Here is a 20,584-nt window from a genome sequence, read left to right as displayed (position 1 = left end):
CACGTGTGTTTCTAAAAACACGTATTGTTATCACAGACTGCCCTGAGCATCGTTCCGTAGTCAACCACGAAGCCAAAGGAAACATACCACGAATGATGTAACTCGTAGTTCAAAAATCGGAGAAGCCTAGGCCGGGATTCTAGCCACATGGTTAAATCCTGCTCGTCCGTGGTACTTAATACCGTATGCCCAAGCGCGAACGAATCCGGGTACTGAAAGAACGCATCCGGGATGGGGGCGCCGCCACCTACTACGACGACCCCAAATACGAGGATGACACCATCAGCGACGACGACGCCGCCACGCTGCTCACAGTCTCCGACCAATTCGACCTTCACGACTACAGCGACAACCGCCACGAAAAGCTCCTGCGCCACCTCGTCCGCGTTGCTGAGAAGGTCGGCGGGTTGACCGACGCACTCGATGACCGTGAGGCTGCCGAGGCCCTTGTCCGTTGGATCAATCTGAAATACGATAATCCACGCACGAAGTGTGACTACCGACTCGCCATCCGCGCCATGGGTAAGCACGCCCTTCGACGCGGTACGCACGGCGAACCACCGGAGTCCATCGCCTGGATGTCTTCGAACACGCCCCGGAACTACGACCCGCAACCGTCGCGCGCCGATATGCTCGACTGGCAGGATGACGTCCTCCCGCTCATCAACGAAGGAACCGACCCTGCCCGAAACAAGGCACTGTTCGCCGTCCAGTTCGAGGGTGGGTTTCGACCGCACTGCGAACTCTACGAGATGCGGGTCGGCGATGTCAAAGATACCGACTATGGCGTCGAAATCGAAGTAGACGGCAAGACCGGCGAGCGCTCCGTGACGATGATTCTTGCCCTGCCATATCTGAACCGCTGGCTGGGTGACCACCATCCCTGTCCTGGCGACAAAGACGCCTACCTCTGGGTGAAATCCAACGGTGAGCGGATGAGCTACGTCACTTTCCAGCGGTACTTCAAGCGCGCTGCCAAGCGTATCGGTCTCGACAAACCCGTCACGCCCAAGAACTTCCGTAAATCGAATGCGACGTGGCTCGCCAAACTCGGCAAGAACGAATCGTTCATCGAGGATCGCCAGGGCCGCAAACGCGGCAGTGACGCCATATCGCATTACGTCGCGATGTACGGCGACGACCGCGCCCGCGAATACGCCGCGATGCACGGACAGGACGTCGAAACTGAGAACCCGCAGGACTACACACCTATCACGTGCCCGCGCTGTCGGCAGCAGACTCCTCGGGACAAGGACATCTGCATGTGGTGTAATCAAGCGCTCGACCACGACACCTACGAAGATCTCGCCGAGACCGAATCGACAGTCACGGACATGGCCCTTCATCTCTTCCAACAGGACGAGGAGTTTCTGGAAGACGTCCTCACGCGGAAGGCGGTCACCCAGATGCTGCTCGACGATGACGACTTCTTCGAGCAGGCAGTCGATATTGCGGGCGATCTTGATGTCGAAGTCCCGTCTGCTGTCGAGTAGCATTAGGGATCAGCCCTCCGTTTGGCCACCAATTCGAGTTCTTCGGAGAGCGTTTCAAAGTCGTTGTCTGGCGTGTAGCGGTCGAGCAACGCCCACGCGCATGCTCGGGCGAACGGGTCGTCGCTGCCACGGATGACAGCGAGGATTTTCGTACGGTTCTCTTTGATGTATTCGGTGGGGTCAGTGTCGTACGTCATGGCCGGGACACCTCCGGCGGCGCTCGGCGGGTAGCGAGCGGGTGGTGAGTGATCCATTGGTTGCTGCCGGATCGGGGGGACATCGTGGTCTGCCCCTGGTTTGGTATATGAAAATACGCCTGGGTCTCGGGGAATCGTCGGCGACCGATGCCTCTAATAGAGAATTTAACCCGCCGATGGGTCTGGGTTGCGCGTTTCTCCGGTGTCGGGATAGCTTTACAAAACGTGGTCGCCAAGATGTGCTTGCTCTGGGACATGGTCATGGGCGTGTGATTTGGTCATGATGCAGGTGCCAGAGATGCTCGGTGCGCCCGCGAACGTGTGATTAGAGCCCACTAGGGTTCGCGTGATTCGCGCACCGGCGACTTCTCGTCCGCGAGCCGTACGCTTTCGATTCTCGAAGTCGTCAAACCGACGGTCCAATCGCTTGATAGCCGTCGAGACGCGATCTCTGACGGCTATCGTTTCCCACTACAGTATATTATCTGCACCGGCGTTTACACTGTAAAAGCGTATGGAACACTGGAAATTCTGTATACATGTCTCAAACATGCCCTCGAAATCGGAATAATCAGTCTTGTTGATTCTCCTGTGTCTGCTGAGATAATCCGTGAACTCGTTAGCAGGTATTTTGTTTACAACTTCGAGAGAATCCCTACTGTTTCACTATAAGCTGAGGGTGTCCATATTCTGTGGGAGGTAAGATGCTGAATACAGAGGCTCTATTCAACACTACATTTATGCCAACTATATAATCAGGTTGAAACGGTTCGAATTAACTAAGACAGTATCAGAAAGAATTGCGAGCACTATTTGATATGGTCTAATGCATCATTCATCTCTGATGAAAGTTGCTCTGCTGATTCTTTTGTGGGCCAATTGAAATGATTTGGTAGACTGTTGAAATATTCTACCTGGCCGTCTTTAGTTCTAACAGTGGATAACCAATAGGACTTTACTATACTATCAAACACTTTCCCAACAATTGGTGAAACAGTAATTGAAACACCTGCGTTCGCGGAAGAAAACAGCATATTACCAGACCATTTTTCAGCACTAATTTTACTAATTTGGTCAAGTTTCACCTCCCAGATTGATGTGCCCATACCTTCTATCCAATTTGAACTTGGACAAAAGACTAATCGATTGGTCGTGATAATTAGAACACCAGTTGGACCCTTCCAGTCAAGTCTTTTAACTCGGCGTCCCCAAGCTACTTTTTCACCGTCTTCAAGTTCGAATTTTTTAATATTCACACCATCAATATTGTCGATGTGGGTTGATGTTGTCATAGTCTGTTTTATATGCCATCGATCAGCATAAACAACACGTCATTTCCCTATATACACGGTGACATAATCATAATCAATATTCATTTCTGGTCACCAATCATAGACGGAGATGGGAATTATTGACTCTACAATCCATATGCATCCTAAAATCGCTCATCATTTTACTCATCCACAACTTTGTATCGTCCAATTGCCTGCTTCGATCGAAGCAAGACACGCGTTCTGTATTCAGCACGGCCATTGAATCCTGTCGACTGACAAAGGAGTCCTAACAAGACCAAAATCGAGATATGAGCGTGTTAGAATACCTACTTACTATTTAGATCAACTTCGGTAGCGGGACGCGCGTCTGCACGATAGGAGTCATACAAATCGATCCCCCAGTTGACCAGCTTCTCGTTCGAACCCACAATCATCGCAATATGCTTTCCACTGCCAGCCTCGTTGTACGCTGCAACAGCGACTTTCCGCTCGTCATAGATTCCGATTCCGAGTGTCTGAGACTCCTCCAGCACGAGGGGGTGATAATGACTGTATCGTCCACTCTGGACAGAGTATCGGGTGCCTGCGTTGCTGGCTGCTTTCAGGGCTGTCGGCCGATCAAGGATTGCCTCTGACTCGATACCGAGTTCGAGCAAGCCACGATATGCGTGGAAGAGAACGGGATTGAATACGGAACAGAGGCATCGGAACTGACTGATGTTTCGGTCATACAGCTTCAGACAAGTCGAAAGGACCGATGCAGGATTTCGAGGGTTTGAGACGACGAATTCAGCGTCGACGAGCGCGTCGATAGGGATCGGAACGACTTCCGGTGGAAGACGTTGAAACCACGGGGCTTTCTCCACGAGTTGCTCGACGATGGCGGCCAATTCAGTATACGCAGATAGTGCGTCGCTTCCTACAGATGTAATCCGGTGCGTACCACCATCATCACTCAGCCACTGATACTCTGTAAGGCCAATGAGGGTGCGGCGGATCGTGGATTGTGAGGGTAAATCGCTCGCTGTGGTCGGTAGGTCGCTCAACCGATAGGGTTGCTTTGCAAGCAACTGTAAGAGGGTGAGTGGGTGGGCAGTTCTAGTCAAATACGAAAGCGCTTCAACCGGGACGGTTTGCAGGCAGTCTTCGATTGCATCGAGAAACAAGAGGCCACCAGTAGTGAGTTCGATTCCGCCATCGTAGCGATTGACCAATCCTCGCTCGTGAAGAACACCGAGGTGTAGAGAAACTGCTTGTCGAGAGACGTTGGCGTGGGTAGCGAGGTTCCTGCTTGTTGTTGGGTTTGAAAGCTCCCTGAACGCGCGAAGGACAGCGAGGCGTACTGAGTCCACCGTCTCACTAATGACGGTTCGAACATCGAGCACCTCATCTGTGAGTGGGTTCCGTGCGGTGGCAGTCACGATTTGAAATCGGTGATGCCTTCTCGGTTCCTGGCTCTAATATATGATTTGTGTCTTTACAAGATAATTGCAACATCCCCGAACTAACTCTCAAAATATGGGATTTCACATTGAATATCGCAGAGATACGTCTTTCTTCAGCCATAATAATCCACTATCGTTGAAAATGATGGCTCGGGGTGCAATGGCTTTATCTAACTGCTGCATTGCTATTGGAGTATGAGTCCCGAACCGCAGCCTCCACCTACTCCATCAGGTTTGCCGGTGCTCGGCCATACACTCGATTTCGCTCGGGATCCATTCGAATTCACGTATCGTGCAATCGATGAGTGTGGAGACATCTATCGGTTAGTCCTGCCGACCACCGAGGTCTGTGTCATGGCCCATCCCGACTATTTTAGACAAGTGCTGGTAACCGACGTCGACGCGTTCGGAAAAACGGACGACTATCGGAAGGCGTTCGGAAGTGGAGTACTCGCAACAGACGGTGCCCAGTGGCGTCGCCAACGGAAAATCCTCCAACCACTCTTTCACCAAGATCGCATTACGGGCTACGGAGACTACATGGTCGCCGCGACACAGCGCCGCCTCGATACGTGGACGCCAGGCGAGGTTCAGGATGTCGAATCAGAGATGCAGGACCTCACATTAGAAATTCTCTTCGCGACACTCTTCGGCCGGGAATTGACACCAGGAGAGGGGGCCGATCTGCGCACTGCATCGGAGGGACTCAATAAGTGGTTCGCACCGACCTCGTGGCTTCTCCCCAATTGGGTATCAACCCCGTCTCGACGGGCGTTTTTCGACTCGAAGGAACGCCTCCGAACAGAGATTCGACGATTGCTTACAGAGCACGATCCAGACAAAAGAGCAGACGAGAATTCACAACCAGATGGTCTCCAACGGGAAACATTACTGTCGAAACTTGATGAGGCGCGGCATTCGAGCGGGCAAAACCATCTCAGTACCGAAGAAGTAGAGGGACAACTGCTCACGATGCTATTTGCGGGATACGAGACGACTGCTGCTGCCCTCGGGTTCGCCTGGTACTCGCTGGCGATGAATCCCGACATTCAACAGGCGTTCCACGAGGAACTCGACACGGTACTCGGCGGTGACCCGCCCACGCACGAGGATATCGATGACTTGGAACTCACATGTCGAATCGTCACCGAGACGCTTCGCATGTATCCGCCTGTGCATACGATTCCTCGACAAACCACACGTGCCGTCGAGGTCGACGGATACCAGATTCCAGCGGATAGGGAAATCCACCTTGCTGTACTCTCGGTTCACCGTGACGAGCGCTTCTACGAAAACCCCGATTCGTTCCGCCCCAACCGCTGGATATCGGAGTTCGAGAACGAACTTCCCGACTACACTTTCATGCCGTTTGGTGGTGGTCGGCGGACGTGTATTGGTCGAGACTTCGCTCGGCTAGAAGCGACACTTGTACTGGCGACAATCGGACAACACTGGTCGTTCGAATGGGCCGGTGAAGAGACGACAGTCTCGATTGAACCAGAGATAACTACGAAGACGAAGAACGGTCTGCCGATGCGGCTCAAGGCGCGATAGACATGTGTCGTCTCCCCAGATTTATTGCGACTTCATCGGTGAGATGGTCGGTCAGGACGATGGCTGATGCCGACTAGATTAATACTGTGGCTCGAATGCCATTGCGTCGGCTTCGAAGGTGTACTGCTTGATACCGGCATCGTCACAGACTGTCGTAAGGTTTTCAGGTGAAACATAGGAATCGGTTAGTTCGTTGTCGAGGTGATGCTGGAAGACAACGCTCACGTCGCCATCGACCACCTCTGCGACGACAGCGAGGTCGGGATCATCGTAGTCGGGTTTAATGACGTAATCGCCCGGTGTGAACGGGCGGTCGGTATACTCTAGATTCGTGTGTTTGTACGTGTAGAGTTTGATGTCCTGATCGCTACAGTACGAGGAAAGCTTCGCGGGATGAATCTCTCGCCAGTTACCAGGTCCAGCGTCGAGCATGTTCGGGAACGCCACACTCACTGCTTCGCCTTCCATCTCTTGCCCGTAGAGTGTCGCGTTCTCTTCAGGTGGCAACACTTCGACGACGACAGCCGTTGAGGCATCGTTGTCGCCAGCTTTGACCACGCGGTCACCAGGCCGGAATGGGTTCTCTGGTTTCTGGTTCAGGTGCGCCGTATTGGGCCCGAGGTCGTGCAACTCGTTCATCGGACGCGCAGCCAGATGTGCAAGTTTCTCCGGCTCGTCGCCAGAGTACTGCTCTTGGGTGCGAACTTTCGATTTGAGAGTCTCAGTGCGCTCCCAGCCGAGAAGAATGAGGGCGTCCTCGTTGTCACGGTGCCAGACCATCACCAAGATATCGTCGTCGGGATCGTTGTCGAGCAGTTTGGCGGGACGGAATGCGGAGACGTCCCGGGAGGTTTTCACGTCGATCTTGTAACCGAAGGCCTTGAAGTCGTGGCCGGAGAAGCTCTCGGGATTACAGCGCCGGATTGCTTCCTCATTTTCCCACTCCCACATCTCGACGGGAAGGTATTCACGGCAGAACTGCTCAAAGGCGAGTTCGCCGAGGTTCCCGATACGTTTGACATCGATGTTGTCAGCCCCCTGAATGACCGCTTGGTGATGGGCGCGTTCCCGGTCGATCTCGTCCGGCGTATAGAGGTACACGATTCAACACTTTCCCAAAAGATGTAATATTTCTTTCGTAGCGCGAAGACTGATTCTTCTAATAGCGATGTATCCCACGAGGATCATCCTCACCAACCGTTTCTTAAAGACAGAACCGTTTACAGTACAATCCTCGGTACCCCGGTCAGGGTTCTGCATGCAGAACGAGTCGTCCATATTAAGTGCGGTGTCATGGGTTTTCTCACCGATCTGGCAGGAAGCCGGGTGGATTGCGTCTCTTCCCCGTTTCGAGCGTGAAAACATATGACAAGGGAGTGGTTGTATGCGTGCTGTAGTAATTGTGGGGAATACTCACACCCTTAGACAGTCAGGTAGATAATGAGGAGTCGCCCGGTGCCTTGACGGCCGATTGTTCGCGAACATTGGTGATTATCTCATTGGCTGTGTGGCGAATCCGACCAAGTCGATTCGTAACTGTCTCCGGTTGTTCACCCTGCCACGCGGCGAGATAAAATGCCGATCCATTCGTATCCAGCTCGAAGTACCGGCCAACGACGTACGCCACTGCCTCTGCCTCTACCTCGCGTTTCGACCGCTCATCTACGTCCTTGACATCGAAGTGGAGCAGCGCATGAGCGTACTCGTGAACCAGCGTGACCGCGAGATCGGCTTGGTTCGTTCTGGCTTTCACTTCAATGACTGGGTTGAGATCGTGGAAACTACGTTGCTTACAGACACCTTTCGCGTCGCCATGCTCCCAGTCTTCACTGTCGACGATGTTAACCGTCACGTTGAGGTCATCCGCTACATCGAGGAGTGCAGGCACCAGACTATCAGCATTCCCAATTGCCTCGGTCTCTAATTCGGGAAGTGGCTTACCCTCAGTCTGTGAGATGTCGAAGATGGCGGCCGGTTTGAACCCAACAAGTCCTTTTGACCACTCATCGGGTGGCGTCCCGTCGTACACACACTCACTCGACTCATGATAAGAGGGAGAATTCTCACACTCGGGACACTGCTTGGTGATAACGGGTGCCCAGATCCAGATGGCCTGTTCGCCTTCTTGGACGTGCCGGCCGAACTCGGACTGCCAGGTGTTGTACCCTGCGACCTTCGTCGCTTCGGGACACTGTAGGTTGATGAGGAGCGTGTTTCGATGTGAGTAGTTGTGGAACTGAGACTGGACGTCGAGCCACGCTTGGAATTGCTGGCTCGCTCGTGCTTCGTCAGTCAACGTAACGAGGTCGTCAATCCAGGTTTCGATCGTACTATGCATCTGGTCGCGTCGGGTGTCGGAGTCATCGAACGACACCGCTGAGGAGTCACTTGTCGCCATAAGTTCGTACTGGGACAACCCGATTCGGACTGCCCCGCACCCCTTCAAGGGGCTAAAAACTGCTCTGCGCGGACAGGATTTGTAGGTCTTCAATTGTTCTGCTGCAAGAACGGATATCGGCGCCCCCGAGAAGTTGCTCGTTGACTCAGCACCGCGATTCGTCGTGGTCGTTACTCGGTGATGCGCAACCTGTCGTCAACTTCATAGAGATAGCCCCGGAGCAACAGTGTTTCGAGCAAATCGTCGGCAAGGAGATGTTCTATATCATTCGTCTGCAGCACCTGCGTCGCTTGTCCATAGGTGAAGGACTCATCTGGCCCAAAGTGGGCATGGAGATATGCGAAGGCTTCCTCCGCCATCGGTGATAACGGTGTGGAGTTAGAATCCCGAGGAGATATCATTGATAGCAGCAAGTTCGTTATTCTGTAAGTTAAAAACTCGGCCCATCAAGGGGTGTATCACAAGTTTCGCACACCCTTGTCTGACTTCCCTTTCATGGGGAAATCGGTATCTGACAGGCTGCGAATCCCGCCTTCATCAATTCAGAAGAATCGTGATTCTGAGTTCAAGGCTAGCGTCTATTTGGTTGCGGTAAGCTATTGTACGCTTGTTCATCGAATAGGGCTCGATAGGCATTGTCGATATCCCGCCCGGAAAGATGAACGTATCTTGCTGGGATTTTCGACCCCTGTACCCACCCAAACCATTCACACAGCTGGGCTTCCGTGAGCCAGTTTGCGAGATGGGTTGCACGACTATGTCTGAAGTGGTGCGGATTCACCGGTTTCTCGATGTCAGCACGCTTCTGAGCGCGCATGAGAAGCCGAAGTCGGATGTAGTTATAGCCGATCTGGTCGTCTGATGTGCCTTGCTCGATTTTACACCAGAGCGGAGCCTCCGTCCCGGGAGCCGGATGTGTCATCAGCCACTGCACTATATACGGACTGGATTCGATGAGGGGAAGTCGTCGAGAGCCAGTTTTCCCCATTACGACGACACGCTTTCCGATGGAGTCATCTTCAATGTCTCCATATCGAAGGTCGATTACCTCGCCAATGCGGGCGCCTGTTTCCCAGAGGAGCGCGATGAACGCTCGATCGCGGTCGTTGACACATGCATCGATGAGTCGGGAGATATCTTGCGGAGTAAGGAGATGACGCGGAAGGATGTGGTGATATGATGCCGCGTCGCGACGGATCCAGGCGGTCTGTTCTGGTTCCTCACCGTTGTTTTGCCACTTGTAAAACTGCTTGATGATCTGCTTGTAGTCTGAGACCGTCGATGACATAATATCTCGATTGTGGATCCATTCGATGAGATCGGTAATGTCACGTCGCTCTAATCGATCGAAGCGATTCTGCCCGATATGTTCAGCGACAATATTGAGATGCGCCGTAACTTTCTGCCGACGTGCTGCACTGATTCCATCGAGGAGTAGATCACGGTGAAATTCCCGAATGAGCCGTTTGTTCGTCGGATGGATGGTCGGTGATGTATCGATGGTTTCCAATGTGCGAGTTGCGGCAGCGTCGTAGTCCTTCGTTGGCATTGCAACTGCTAGCCTACGCATGGAGAGACAATCTACTCGACTTCTGGCTCACAGACAACTTACGAAAAAGAGGATTCGTCCTCATTCCCGTTGCCCTTCTACAGTCATCAAAAATCGAAATGGCTGCCGAGAACGCTATTCAGGCTCGTCGCTTGGCTGAATCTGCCGCACATCCGCGGCGAGGTTGTGGACGTACGTTCGAAGCGTCTCCATGTCTTCCCGTGCCTCCTCTAACGTTGCCGCCTTCACTTTGGTCGTGAGCTTGTCTTGATCGCGGGTGCCGGTGCCACGCGTGAGCTGTACTGTGAGTGAGACACCGACGTCAGTTCGTTCGACGTATTCTGTCTCTGGTGATGGCTTGCGATTCGGATTCGACTCGGCTTTCGTACTCGGTAGTTTACTGGACTCAGTCATATATTCTCCACGAGGGTCTCTGTTTGCCCCCGCACCCCTGTCAGGGGGTGAAAAACCGTTCTTGTCGTTTGACTCGTGAAGGAGGGCAGTTGCTCAACTTAACCAACGTCGCTCCCAGTAGAGTCGTACTGTTGGTTAATCCCTGAACGAGGATTTTGACTGCTGGTTGTTCAATAATGGACATCTGCTGGGATAATCCACATCTGCTCGTCTGCATCAAGGACGCGATCGAGTTGCTCTCTATGACGAATCGCACCTCCAAATTCGTCGTACAGGAAGAGTGACGGCCCACGGTAGGCGCCGAGATTGTAGCAGGCATGCCGGGCAAGCTCTTTGTCGTGCATGAACTCGTCAGTACTGAACTCGTTGACCGCCGTTCTCACCTGGTCAAGATTCCGTTCGAACTCCTGTTTGGTTGCCGTCCAGCCACGCGCTACAAGCTCTTCGCCGTCGGTTGAATCGACTGGTGCCACGACTGGGAGTTCTCCCCAGCGAGCTTTTCCCGCGACGGTCGAACTCTCGTCATCGAACGTCACGTAGTAATCGAAGACGGCGGCGGCTTCGGGGTCAGCGCCAACGAGTCGGTCAAACACTGCGTTTCCACTAGCGAGGGCGTCGTCTTCAGTCGGTGCTTCTACGACTGCGTAAATGATCTGGTGCATTGGGGTCACCTTGCCGACGCACTGGCTCGACACTACGATATCAGACGAATCTCTGTCTGTGCGCCGGCACCCTTCCCGGCGCACACAAACCGTTATAGAGAAAAGCGAGCTCGGCCTTGACTCGTTGCTACTCGTCTGGAATCTCACGTCGCCCTGTTCGCACACAGGGCCAACACGGAAAATCACCGAGTTCGTCGCACTCGCACTCCGCTGGCTGGTCGGTATCGCTGTCTTCCGTGTCAGAGTCATGCGTTCTCTCGACTTCTGTGCCACCATCAGCGACGAGCGAGTGTTCTGTTGCTGCCTGCAGGAGTGGCGTTCGGATTGCGACCCCCACCCGGTGTTTGCAGGCACCATTGTACTGTTTATCCGCCGGACACTCACAGGCAATGGGGATTCCATTACGAACGTTGACGAGATATTCGTGGTTAGTTGGATTTGCGTGACTTGCGTTGCGGACGCGAACACCTCTAACATCTACTGTAAATTCGAGGGCCTCGAATTGGGCGCGCTTTGCGACTCGCTTACTGTACGTCAGGTTGGACAGGACGTGGTTTTCACTAGTCATTGTCTTTCCACGAAGCACATCTGCTGTGCCCCGCACCCATCGGGGGCACAAAAACAGGCGTGCGACGCTATCTGGAAAGGATCACTCATAGCAAGCGTAGAAAAACAATCCAGTCGGTCAATCGAATCGGTAGATTGCAATCGCTTCGTGGTCGCAATTTGGACAGCGGGACTCCCCAACTTCGACTACCGTGCCACATCGTCGACACTCGGCGATAGTCGTACTTCGCCTCCGTCCGAGAAGCCGCTTCAGCAGGGACTTCATGCGACCGACTCCCCGTCCTCAATTCCGTCTCGAATCCGGTTTCGCTGGACACGCACTGTATAGGCCGAAACATCGGCTACATCCGCTAGGTCGATTTGCCGGATAGTGACATCCAAATCGTTCGAGGCAATGGCGAGACATCCGGCCGCCACACCTGCGGGGTTGCAGCCTACAACGAGTTCCGCATCTGTCGCGTGTTTTGCGATATTGTGAGCACGTCGTTCGACGTATGTCGGAACTGCCAGTTCGGAAGCAAACCTCGGGAGAAATTCGGCGGGGAGTCGTGGCCGGATTGCCACTCCAAGCTCCGAATTCAGAATTCGATACCCATTCGTTACTTTTCGTTCCGGACACTGAGCGACAGCTGCGAAATCGGTCACGGTAAGCGTGTGATCGTTCTGGCGGCACGCTACGTAGACGCTTGCTGCTGCGATAGATTCGATCGAACGCCCACGAACGAGATTGGCATCCTGAGCCCTTCGAAAAAGCACACAGGATTCTTCTCGTATTGAACGTGGGAGTTCAAGTGCACTCGTCAGACGTGCAATTTCGGTGCAGGCAGTGCCGAGATTCCGTTCAGCGGTCGACCGCCAGCGAGCACGATTGTGTTCACGCCGAAGTCGGCCGAGGTGCAAACGCTTCTGTAATGAAAGCGATTTTCCCTTCCCATCACGGCCGATTCCAATCTCCGTGGAAAGCCCACGGTCGTGTCTCGTTTGAGTGAGCAACGGTCCTGTACGTTTGGTATTTGTTTCGTCATCGTGTGAGTACGACCGTTCTGCTGCATGATCGATCCAATACTCGTTGACGACCAGACCACAATCTTCACAGGCGATTTCACCGCCTTCTGAAGCGAGTTTTCCGTCACATTCCGGGCACTCAGATGCGCTAATTATTCGTCCACTGTCTTCGTCGAAGGACTTGGTGTAGATTTCACTCGTTGCCATCGGTAGTCACGCACGGCCAATTCATGACTGGCCCCGCACCCGTCAGGGGCAAATAAAATCGCAGCGGTTACTGTTTCGTGGAGGAGTTCGATTGCGCTTATTGGACAACCGAATCGGCTATTGAAGCGAATACGAATCGCTTTCCGAAGATGGGGAAGTGTCCTTCGAGAATCGAAGCCAGTACGAAATAGATTTCACAGACGATCTGAAGAGAATGGCGACGAGAAGTGAAACGCCTCGGAATGTCCCTACGAGATATTGATGGAATCGTTCCCCTCACTCACACCAGCACCGAACAGGGCCACTATTTCGTTCTTCGGTATCCGCCTCAATCTCGCAGATGAAATAGTCCCCTTCGGGATACATGATGTAGCGATCTTCTTCGACGTTCTGAACTGAATCCACATCCTCGACAGTCCAATCCGCATCCTCATTTCCTTCCCACGTATCGTATCCGTTCTCTCCCTTGACTGCGAAATCGAGTAATCCTGACCCACTCCCAACGATGTGTTCGACTTTCTCAAGACGGGTTGTTTGTGAAATTCTGGTCATGATTGTGTATTGGAATGCATGGACAATTAATCCTGGTTATTTATCCAACTATGCGTCATGGTTCAAACGCAAGTTCAGAAGTTACTGGTGAGCGACATCAGTCATGAATCAACTACCAATCAACATCCAGTATGACGTAAGCCGAATCGATACGAACGTAACAAGATATGGAATCTGGACGAATCTAATACATCCTTCTCTGCTGAAATTGTGTTCAGAATCCCTCAGATGAGGTGACAAAACGAGTGACAGCGATGAGAAATGCATAGCTCTCGAGTCGTTGGTTGACGACTATCTCTTTGGCTCTTTCATCGTATTCAATCAAATCCATAGCATCCAATTTGGAAAGATGAGTCTGAATGAGACTATTGTACGCTGATTCATACTGTCCAGTTCCGATTTGTCGGGGAGGGATGCCCGTCTCGATCCCGCGGATTACCCTTGCCACGTGCCGAACTTCTACGATCGCCCCTGTATCGAAAAGAGAGAGGTACCCGATAACGAGCAATCGTCGTTTGTTATCCAGTAAGTGGTAGACATCAGATTGATCAGGATTCCCTTTTCTACTCGAGTCAGTCATTTCGTGGACCCTCTTATTCGACACGAATGGCTTCTATAGGACGCTTCTATCGCCGTATTTCCTGGATTTCGACTGTCTGTATACATGCTCTTCTCTTAGAAGCACGAATTTGCCATGGCAACCGTCGATTCGCTCGATTGGTCACTTATCGCGCTTCAATCACTGAAGCGCGAGAAAAAACGGTTTGATGCTGTAGAACACTGTTTCTGGGAAGATATCATCCTTTATAGATTCAATCGATGCCACAAGACTGTTCAGTTGATTCCACTCAATCTAGGTGTGGACAGTCCGATTTGGTTTTCAAAATAGAGGTGATTACTGTAGCAACTCTTCCCATCATAATCTCAACTCGAACGCAAAAGGGAGATTCATATGGTGGAACGAATAACGAAGGAACGGTGAATACTATCCGTGAGGTTCTACGTTCCTGAGTGGGACGACGCCGTCGATGCTGGCTATGATTTCGAGCACGACGAACTGTCCAATCTCAACCGACAGGAGCGCAAATTAGACTATATTTGGGATATCTTCGATCGAGAAACTACCCCGATCGATGGTGTCCTCATCTCTAGAGAGCAAGTCGAAGATACCGATCGGAAAGCAAAGCGTCTCAAAGAGTACGGCGTCTACGATGATCCCGTCCTCTCGATTCCGGAATGGTTGCCGACGATCAGCGATTGTGGTGCGTGGGGATACAAGTCCCTCCCGTTCCCCCCGTACGACAACGAGGAGATGCTCGATTTCTATGAAACGCTCAAAGTTTCTGTGGGCGTGACAATCGACCATCTCGTCCTCGGGTCTGGAAAGGACAAAGGTCGTCTCTATCTAGATAAGCGTGCCTTTCACAGCGATTTCAAGCAAAAGGATATCCCGGACACACTGACTGACGTCGTCGATTTGATGGTCGATGAATGGCCAGAGGAGTGGCCGTCATTTGTCGATGAGTACGAATCGTCAATACGAACCGATTCTGAAGAGGAAGTCGACCCGTTCGACCCGGACATCTTTGACGGAGACGTAGACGACGTTCTCGCACAACTCGCCGACGATCCCCGTGCGGTCTACCGAGAAGACGACAAACAGTTCCGATACGATCTGACGCTTCGAAACGCTCGCGAGATGTACGACCTCTACGAAGACGGTGACTATCCATTCCGTTTGATGGTAGCGATCCAGGGCTGGAACACAGAATCCTATGTTGAAGCCGCGGATGATGTACTTGATATCGGCTACGACTACCTTGGTATCGGTGGAGTTGCTGGAAGCCCGATTCACGAAGTTCGAAAAATCGTGAAGGGGATTGGAAAGGTTGTGAAGGGGTATGAACGGGACAATAACACTCGTGTTGACTCCCACGTCTTCGGATTTGCAAAGACAGAAGGATTCGAGACAGTCGGCCGGTCGGGAATGACGAGCTTCGACAGTGCAAGCATGCTTCGCTCGGCTTGGACGGGGGGCCAGAATTACCGACTAAATGTCGACGAGCGCTACGATGCAATTCGTGTTCGATATCCCTCTACTCGAGATGATTTAGAGCAGTCTATCGAAAAATCGCTAAGGGGACGAGAGACACTTGCTGCGCTTCGTGCCTATGCGGACAACAAATCGATCATCGCTGCATTGCAGGATTGGAAAACAAAGGTGGAGCCAGTTCTAGAGGCGACCCGGGCCTATCTCCGTGAGCATCGTCACGACGAACGGTACAATGTCTCCCGCCTGCGAGATGTCGAATCCGCATTCCGCGAAGACTTCGAGTATGGGCGCGAGTTGCAAGCCAGTTTCAGTGCGAACCTCCGTCGGAGGATCGTCAAATTACTCCGTAAAGACAAGGACGATAATGCCCTTGACTTCGCGGAATACGACGATCTTTTGCAACTGGCAGAGAGTGGATTCGAGACGTTCCCTCGGATGACGTCAGAACTCGAATCCATCGAAGAACAGTCTGATAGTAATGCCGTTGATCCGATTTGGGCTGTCGTTCGGGATTATGCGACGTGGGTTGGTGATGATGATCTTCTCGAAGAATATCACCAAACGCTTGAAGAACGACCGTGGGAGAAGTGCGATTGTCCGATTTGTTCAGAACATGGAATCGAAGTGTGCATCTTCCGTGGAAACGATCGCAATCGACGTCGAGGATTCCATAATACACGACGATTTTACGACGAGTTCGCGAGAGATCTCCCAAAAGTTTTGATTGCCACGCCCGGTACTGCTGCACAGGGACAGTACGAGACTGTCGAGGACTATCTCCGAGAAGAACATCCTGCATTCTGGCAGCATGTTCACGACCTTCCAGTGGCTGAAATCGGAATTCTTGATGCAGATGGTATGCGAGAGTGGTGGGAGGAAACGCCGAATTCGGTGTCACTTGACCCCGATGCGATAGCAGCAAGCGTTGGTGAACAGACGCAGCGCTATCAACACGCATTCATTCATCTGCCTAACGCCGAGTTTGACGACTCCGTTATCGATTCGGTCGAGGGCACCGAATGTGAGTTCCATACGTTTGAACGCGCTGAGGTACTGCGTGAACAGGTCCTCACTGCACTGGGTGAAAACTACGCTGCTGGACGCGATTTCCTGCCACATCCACCACAAATCGATACCGACGATGACCTGGACATTCTCATCATCGATCAGTGTTCGGGCTCAAAGCAAGTCCCTGATGGGGCACCTGTGTTCGAGCAGGATGAACTCGACCAATTCTCGAAAGAGGAACTCTTAGAGCGGGAAAACGTCCCTGGGATTGCTGCACGTGACCTCTACACAGGACGGCAGCAAGAAAACGTCAAGGAGGCAATGCGCTGGCTCGGAGATGAAGGGCACAATGTGAGTCGATATTTCATAAGTGCAGGATTCGGCCTCGTACAAGAGGATGAGGAGTTACCGCCCTACGAAGTCACCTTCAGTTCGATGAGAGTCAACGAAATTCGAGAACGGTCGGAACAACTAGGCATCCAACAGGATTTGAGACCGGTGCTGGAGGAAACTGACTACGATCTCGTCTTTTTCACCCTTGGAAAGGACTACTACACCAGTATCGACATTGACGAGATGGTTCAGATGGTTCGAGCGGATCGCATCGGCGTCGTATTTAACCGTGAACTGGTTGACGAACAGTTCGACAATATCGTTTCAGTCGGAGCTCGAACCGAGGACGCAAAGAACCATGGGACGATCGTCATCGGCTTGAAAGGGCTGTACATGAAGAACTTCGCACAGCGAATCAACAACATTGACCACTTAGAGCCACGGACAATCGAACAACTTTGTCGTCGAGTCGAAGAAGAACCAACGCAGACTGTATTCGAGAAATATTAACGCTCTACTGTTAGTTAGCCGCCCCGTACCACGAAATCAGCGTTTTCCTGTCATTATCCTATGCACCGATTATCTATCAAATACGACAGCCTATCCGCAGGGGAGGTATGCTGTACAGACATCGAAAACTCGACCTTCCCCATGGGGAGTTACACACACCAGTTCTCTTCCCAGTACGAAACATAGGCAAACGGTCAAGCGATAATACCCCTGCATACGTCGGTACCATCCCTGAGTTCTCGGCGGCCATGATCAACGCTCGTTCGATCAAAAACCGCGAACCGATGTGGAATCGACTGATGGACGGCGTTACACTTCGCGAAGAAATGGGTGTTCCCGAAGACACTATCGTCTTCGCAGATAGTGGTGGATTCGACTTCCTCAGTGAAAAGCCCGATACCACCCCTGCAGAAACACTTGAGACCCAACGACAGTTGGATGCAGACATCTATGGAACGGTCGACGTTCCACTGTCTCCAAAAAACCGCACAGAAGAAAATCAGCGTCGCACCGAGCAGAGTATCGAGTTTGCGTTAGAGGCGAGTGATCGCCATCACGGTGATGCGTTTCTTCTCGCAAGCGTTCACGGATATGATCCTGAAACCATCCGGAATAGCATTCGTTATCTCGAGAAACGTGGTGACTTCGACGGCTATGCACTCGGCAGTTTAATACCGGTCAGAACGGATTACAAAAAGGTAACAAAACTAATTCTTTCTGCACGAAAAGCGACGAACAAACATCTACACGTGTACGGTCTTGGTGGACTCGTCTATCAACCGCTGTTGCTCTATCTTGGAGTGGATAGTTTCGATTCGTCTGCGTTCATTCGCAGTGCAGGGAATCGAAACTACCTGATACCGGGATTTGGCGGTGAAGAGATGCACGAGATCGAAGAGATCGATCGACTCCCCTGCCCCTGCCCGATTTGTGGACAGCGTACACTTGATGACATTCGAGAAGACAGGGCGGCGTTTACACAGCACAACCTCTGGGCGCTTGCAACTGAACTGCGTCGTTTCCGATATATGGTCGAATCAGGACGGGATATCGAACACTATCTTGACCTTCGATTTCAGGGGAACGAGGTAACAAAGCGAGCGTACGAAATCACCAAACAGCAAGTCCGGAGGCTGGTATGACTGACGAGAGACCAACCATTCGGCCAGTCACGCTTAGCCGGTTAGCGGAACTGACACACGCTTGTGACACGGAACCAGTCACAACAGAACAGCTCGAGAGTGACCTCGATGTATCACATCGTCGTGCTCGCGAAACGATCTTGGAAGCAACCCGAATCGGACTGCTGCAGGAAACGGAGATCGATGACGATCAAGTCTATGCCACCTCAACAATTGGCGGCGACTTCTTAGCAGCAATTCTGGCAGAGGATTGGTACCGGGTGAGTACTATTCTCGAGTCCAATAGTCCTCACTTTGCCGCATTTCTTGATGTGGTAGGTGATATTGCCCCTGCGAACATCACCACGGTACTTGAACGACTCGAGGAAACCCAGCAGGACACGCCGTACACATACAATCAGACGAGTATTGATGTAATGGCTGATTGGGCGGAACGACTCGGATGTGTGCAACGTAACGCATTTACAGGTCGTTACTACCGACCATCTCCTGCTGGTGAGTTAAGCGATTTCTCTACTACGCTTCTCGACGCCTACGACAACCTAGAACAGACAGCAGGGGTGAATCTCAGACAGCGGTATCTGTCGATACCACAGTTACGGGAGACGATCTGTGAGCGAGTACGTTGTGCTCGAAACGAATTCGACCGGACGCTAATTGAGCTCTGCCAACAAAACGTTGGGAAACTCGAACTGTCTGGCGCGCCGATCGATACTGCGGCGAAAGACGCTGCACTTGGTATCAAGCAAATCGAATTAGCTGATGACGATGCACTGGTCTCGACATCACAGTCGAGCCAGCAAGTGATGGCTGGCGTGGAACTGTACGACAAACAATACTATTATCTCGCGGTACACGACCGCGAACTCACCTTCGAAACGGAGGCCCAATAATGTCCAACGCATTCAACATTACCGACCAGCAACGAGATTACTCCCAGTACGGCCTAGAATCGAATCCGTTCCCGTATAGCCCAGTTCCCGCCGAAGATCCGGAGATTTACTGTGGGCAAGAACACGTCACGAAGCAGATCAGCTCAACAGTCTCATCGATGCTCGCGACTGGAAAGTCGAAGCATCTTGTCATTACTGGCAAGTACGGGAACGGCAAGTCACATACGCTGAAATACACTCGGTCACTGGTCCGCGATCGTGACGACGTAGTCGTTGGATATGTCGCACAACCTGGCGAGGGGTTCCTCGACATCTACCACGAATTCGTTTACGACCTCGGATTCACCCGGTTGCAGGAGATCGCGTACGAACATTTAGCAACCGTAACTCGCGATCTAACCGAGGCCGATCCACACGATGCAGCGGCCATGCAATCGCTTATCGATGAAGGTGATATCCTGCTCTCTGAGATTATCCCGGAAGCGATCAGACGACTCAGTGACATCACCCACTTCGCTGATTTCGCACGTGCGATTGTTCACATGGTGTATGAGGATACGAATCTCTACGCCTGGCAATGGTTGACGGCTGAAGGTATTCGTTACGAACAACGTAAAGAGATGGAGATTCACACCGCCCTCGACGACGATACGATGGGTGTTCGGGCGTTTACCGCGCTGAAGAACCTCTTACTCGACCTTGGGTATACCGGTGTTTTCGTGTTTGTCGACGAATTTGAGAGCATTGCCCGTCTTTCGTCTAAAAACGAGCAAGCAACGCTGAACAGTATTCGACACCTGATGGATCAGAACAGTTCCGGGTTGTGTCTGCTCTTTGGGTGTGCCCCGGAAGTTTGGCAGGATGTGATGAGTGAATATCATGCGTTCAGCGAACGAATTGGACAGGAAGTTGCGCTTCAACCGTTGACGAGTGAACAACTGTGGCAACTGGTCGGAAACTATCTAGAGAGAGAACGACAAACAGAATCTAACGCAGAAGGAATGCAACCATTCTCGGAAGAAAGTCTCGATCTGATCCTACAGCGATCGCAGGGCAATGTTCGGCAGGTGCTCGCTCTCTGTAGTCGTATACTTGATTCAGCAAACGATGCTAATGAAACAGAAATAACCCCGGAATTCATTCAAGAATCGATCTCGGACCGCTAGAATTTATCGTGCCACACGGAATGTCCACTGAAGCGTGATTTTATGGCATCCAAGAGTACTGACGGCTTTGTTAATCGGAGGTCGGGATTCCGATGTTCACGTCTTGTCGAACCCCACTGGGCAGCCTATTACTTTCTTGACTCCGGTGAGGGTGTGGATACG

The 20,584-nt window shown here is 52.1% G+C and carries 18 protein-coding genes; 6 read left to right on the top strand and 12 right to left on the bottom strand.

Annotation, left to right across the window (positions count from 1 at the left end):
* Window positions 1-185: 185 nt before the first annotated feature.
* Entirely contained in the window at window positions 186-1,493 is a 1,308-nt protein-coding gene (locus tag NKF25_RS02925; protein WP_253225222.1) for a tyrosine-type recombinase/integrase, read from the top strand.
* A 2-nt stretch (window positions 1,494-1,495) separates the two neighbouring features.
* Here NKF25_RS02925 and NKF25_RS02920 read toward each other — a convergent pair whose 3' ends face one another.
* The 3 genes from NKF25_RS02920 to NKF25_RS02910 form a co-directional block, all read right to left on the bottom strand.
* On the bottom strand, window positions 1,496-1,747 hold the full coding sequence (locus tag NKF25_RS02920) for a hypothetical protein (RefSeq protein WP_253225221.1): 252 nt from the start codon (window positions 1,745-1,747) through the stop codon (window positions 1,496-1,498).
* Window positions 1,748-2,499: 752 nt separating this feature from the next.
* Complete coding sequence (locus tag NKF25_RS02915) at window positions 2,500-2,982, bottom strand: hypothetical protein (protein ID WP_253225220.1); 483 nt, start codon at window positions 2,980-2,982, stop codon at window positions 2,500-2,502.
* Between the two features lie 308 nt (window positions 2,983-3,290).
* Entirely contained in the window at window positions 3,291-4,385 is a 1,095-nt protein-coding gene (locus tag NKF25_RS02910; protein ID WP_253225219.1) for an ArsR family transcriptional regulator, read from the bottom strand.
* Window positions 4,386-4,604: 219 nt separating this feature from the next.
* Here NKF25_RS02910 and NKF25_RS02905 point away from each other — a divergent pair, with 219 nt between their 5' ends.
* Window positions 4,605-5,963 carry a cytochrome P450 gene (locus NKF25_RS02905; RefSeq protein ID WP_253225218.1) on the top strand — a complete coding sequence of 453 codons (1,359 nt, stop codon included), beginning with the start codon at window positions 4,605-4,607 and terminating at the stop codon, window positions 5,961-5,963.
* A 78-nt stretch (window positions 5,964-6,041) separates the two neighbouring features.
* On the opposite strand, the gene NKF25_RS02900 is transcribed toward NKF25_RS02905, so the two are convergent.
* The 9 genes from NKF25_RS02900 to NKF25_RS02860 form a co-directional block, all read right to left on the bottom strand.
* A complete protein-coding gene (locus NKF25_RS02900) occupies window positions 6,042-7,064 on the bottom strand; it encodes a hypothetical protein (protein WP_253225217.1) in 1,023 nt (340 codons plus the stop codon).
* A gap of 328 nt (window positions 7,065-7,392) precedes the next feature.
* On the bottom strand, window positions 7,393-8,361 hold the full coding sequence (locus NKF25_RS02895) for an ArdC-like ssDNA-binding domain-containing protein (protein WP_253225216.1): 969 nt from the start codon (window positions 8,359-8,361) through the stop codon (window positions 7,393-7,395).
* Between the two features lie 170 nt (window positions 8,362-8,531).
* Complete coding sequence (locus NKF25_RS02890) at window positions 8,532-8,720, bottom strand: hypothetical protein (RefSeq protein WP_253225215.1); 189 nt, start codon at window positions 8,718-8,720, stop codon at window positions 8,532-8,534.
* A gap of 212 nt (window positions 8,721-8,932) precedes the next feature.
* Window positions 8,933-9,910: a tyrosine-type recombinase/integrase gene (locus NKF25_RS02885; protein WP_253225214.1), complete on the bottom strand. Its 978-nt coding sequence runs from the start codon at window positions 9,908-9,910 to the stop codon at window positions 8,933-8,935.
* A gap of 135 nt (window positions 9,911-10,045) precedes the next feature.
* Window positions 10,046-10,324, bottom strand: a complete 279-nt coding sequence (locus NKF25_RS02880) for a hypothetical protein (RefSeq protein ID WP_253225213.1) — start codon at window positions 10,322-10,324, stop codon at window positions 10,046-10,048.
* Window positions 10,325-10,494: 170 nt separating this feature from the next.
* A complete protein-coding gene (locus tag NKF25_RS02875) occupies window positions 10,495-10,986 on the bottom strand; it encodes a hypothetical protein (protein WP_253225212.1) in 492 nt (163 codons plus the stop codon).
* A gap of 127 nt (window positions 10,987-11,113) precedes the next feature.
* Window positions 11,114-11,554 (bottom strand): SWIM zinc finger family protein, encoded by a 441-nt coding sequence (locus NKF25_RS02870; RefSeq protein ID WP_253225211.1) that lies wholly within the window; start codon window positions 11,552-11,554, stop codon window positions 11,114-11,116.
* 260 nt (window positions 11,555-11,814) lie between these two features.
* Complete coding sequence (locus NKF25_RS02865) at window positions 11,815-12,765, bottom strand: transcription initiation factor IIB family protein (RefSeq protein WP_253225210.1); 951 nt, start codon at window positions 12,763-12,765, stop codon at window positions 11,815-11,817.
* A 276-nt stretch (window positions 12,766-13,041) separates the two neighbouring features.
* On the bottom strand, window positions 13,042-13,317 hold the full coding sequence (locus tag NKF25_RS02860) for a hypothetical protein (protein WP_253225209.1): 276 nt from the start codon (window positions 13,315-13,317) through the stop codon (window positions 13,042-13,044).
* A gap of 991 nt (window positions 13,318-14,308) precedes the next feature.
* On the opposite strand from NKF25_RS02860, the gene NKF25_RS02855 reads away from it, so the two are divergent.
* The 4 genes from NKF25_RS02855 to NKF25_RS02840 all read left to right on the top strand — a co-directional run bounded on the left by NKF25_RS02855 (window position 14,309) and on the right by NKF25_RS02840 (window position 20,422).
* Window positions 14,309-17,221, top strand: a complete 2,913-nt coding sequence (locus NKF25_RS02855; protein WP_253225208.1) for a queuine tRNA-ribosyltransferase tRNA-guanine transglycosylase — start codon at window positions 14,309-14,311, stop codon at window positions 17,219-17,221.
* A 107-nt stretch (window positions 17,222-17,328) separates the two neighbouring features.
* Window positions 17,329-18,363, top strand: coding sequence for a tRNA-guanine transglycosylase (locus tag NKF25_RS02850; protein ID WP_253225207.1), 1,035 nt, complete (start codon window positions 17,329-17,331; stop codon window positions 18,361-18,363).
* Window positions 18,360-19,256 (top strand): hypothetical protein, encoded by an 897-nt coding sequence (locus NKF25_RS02845; RefSeq protein ID WP_253225206.1) that lies wholly within the window; start codon window positions 18,360-18,362, stop codon window positions 19,254-19,256. The genes NKF25_RS02850 and NKF25_RS02845 overlap by 4 nt, the downstream gene beginning before the upstream one ends.
* Window positions 19,256-20,422, top strand: a complete 1,167-nt coding sequence (locus tag NKF25_RS02840; RefSeq protein WP_253225205.1) for a BREX system ATP-binding domain-containing protein — start codon at window positions 19,256-19,258, stop codon at window positions 20,420-20,422. The genes NKF25_RS02845 and NKF25_RS02840 overlap by 1 nt, the downstream gene beginning before the upstream one ends.
* Window positions 20,423-20,584: the final 162 nt, after the last annotated feature.

Origin of the sequence: Haladaptatus sp. AB643, from assembly GCF_024136975.1 — an archaeon.
GTDB lineage: Archaea > Halobacteriota > Halobacteria > Halobacteriales > Haladaptataceae > Haladaptatus.
This window is presented reverse-complemented; position numbering and strand designations above follow the sequence as displayed.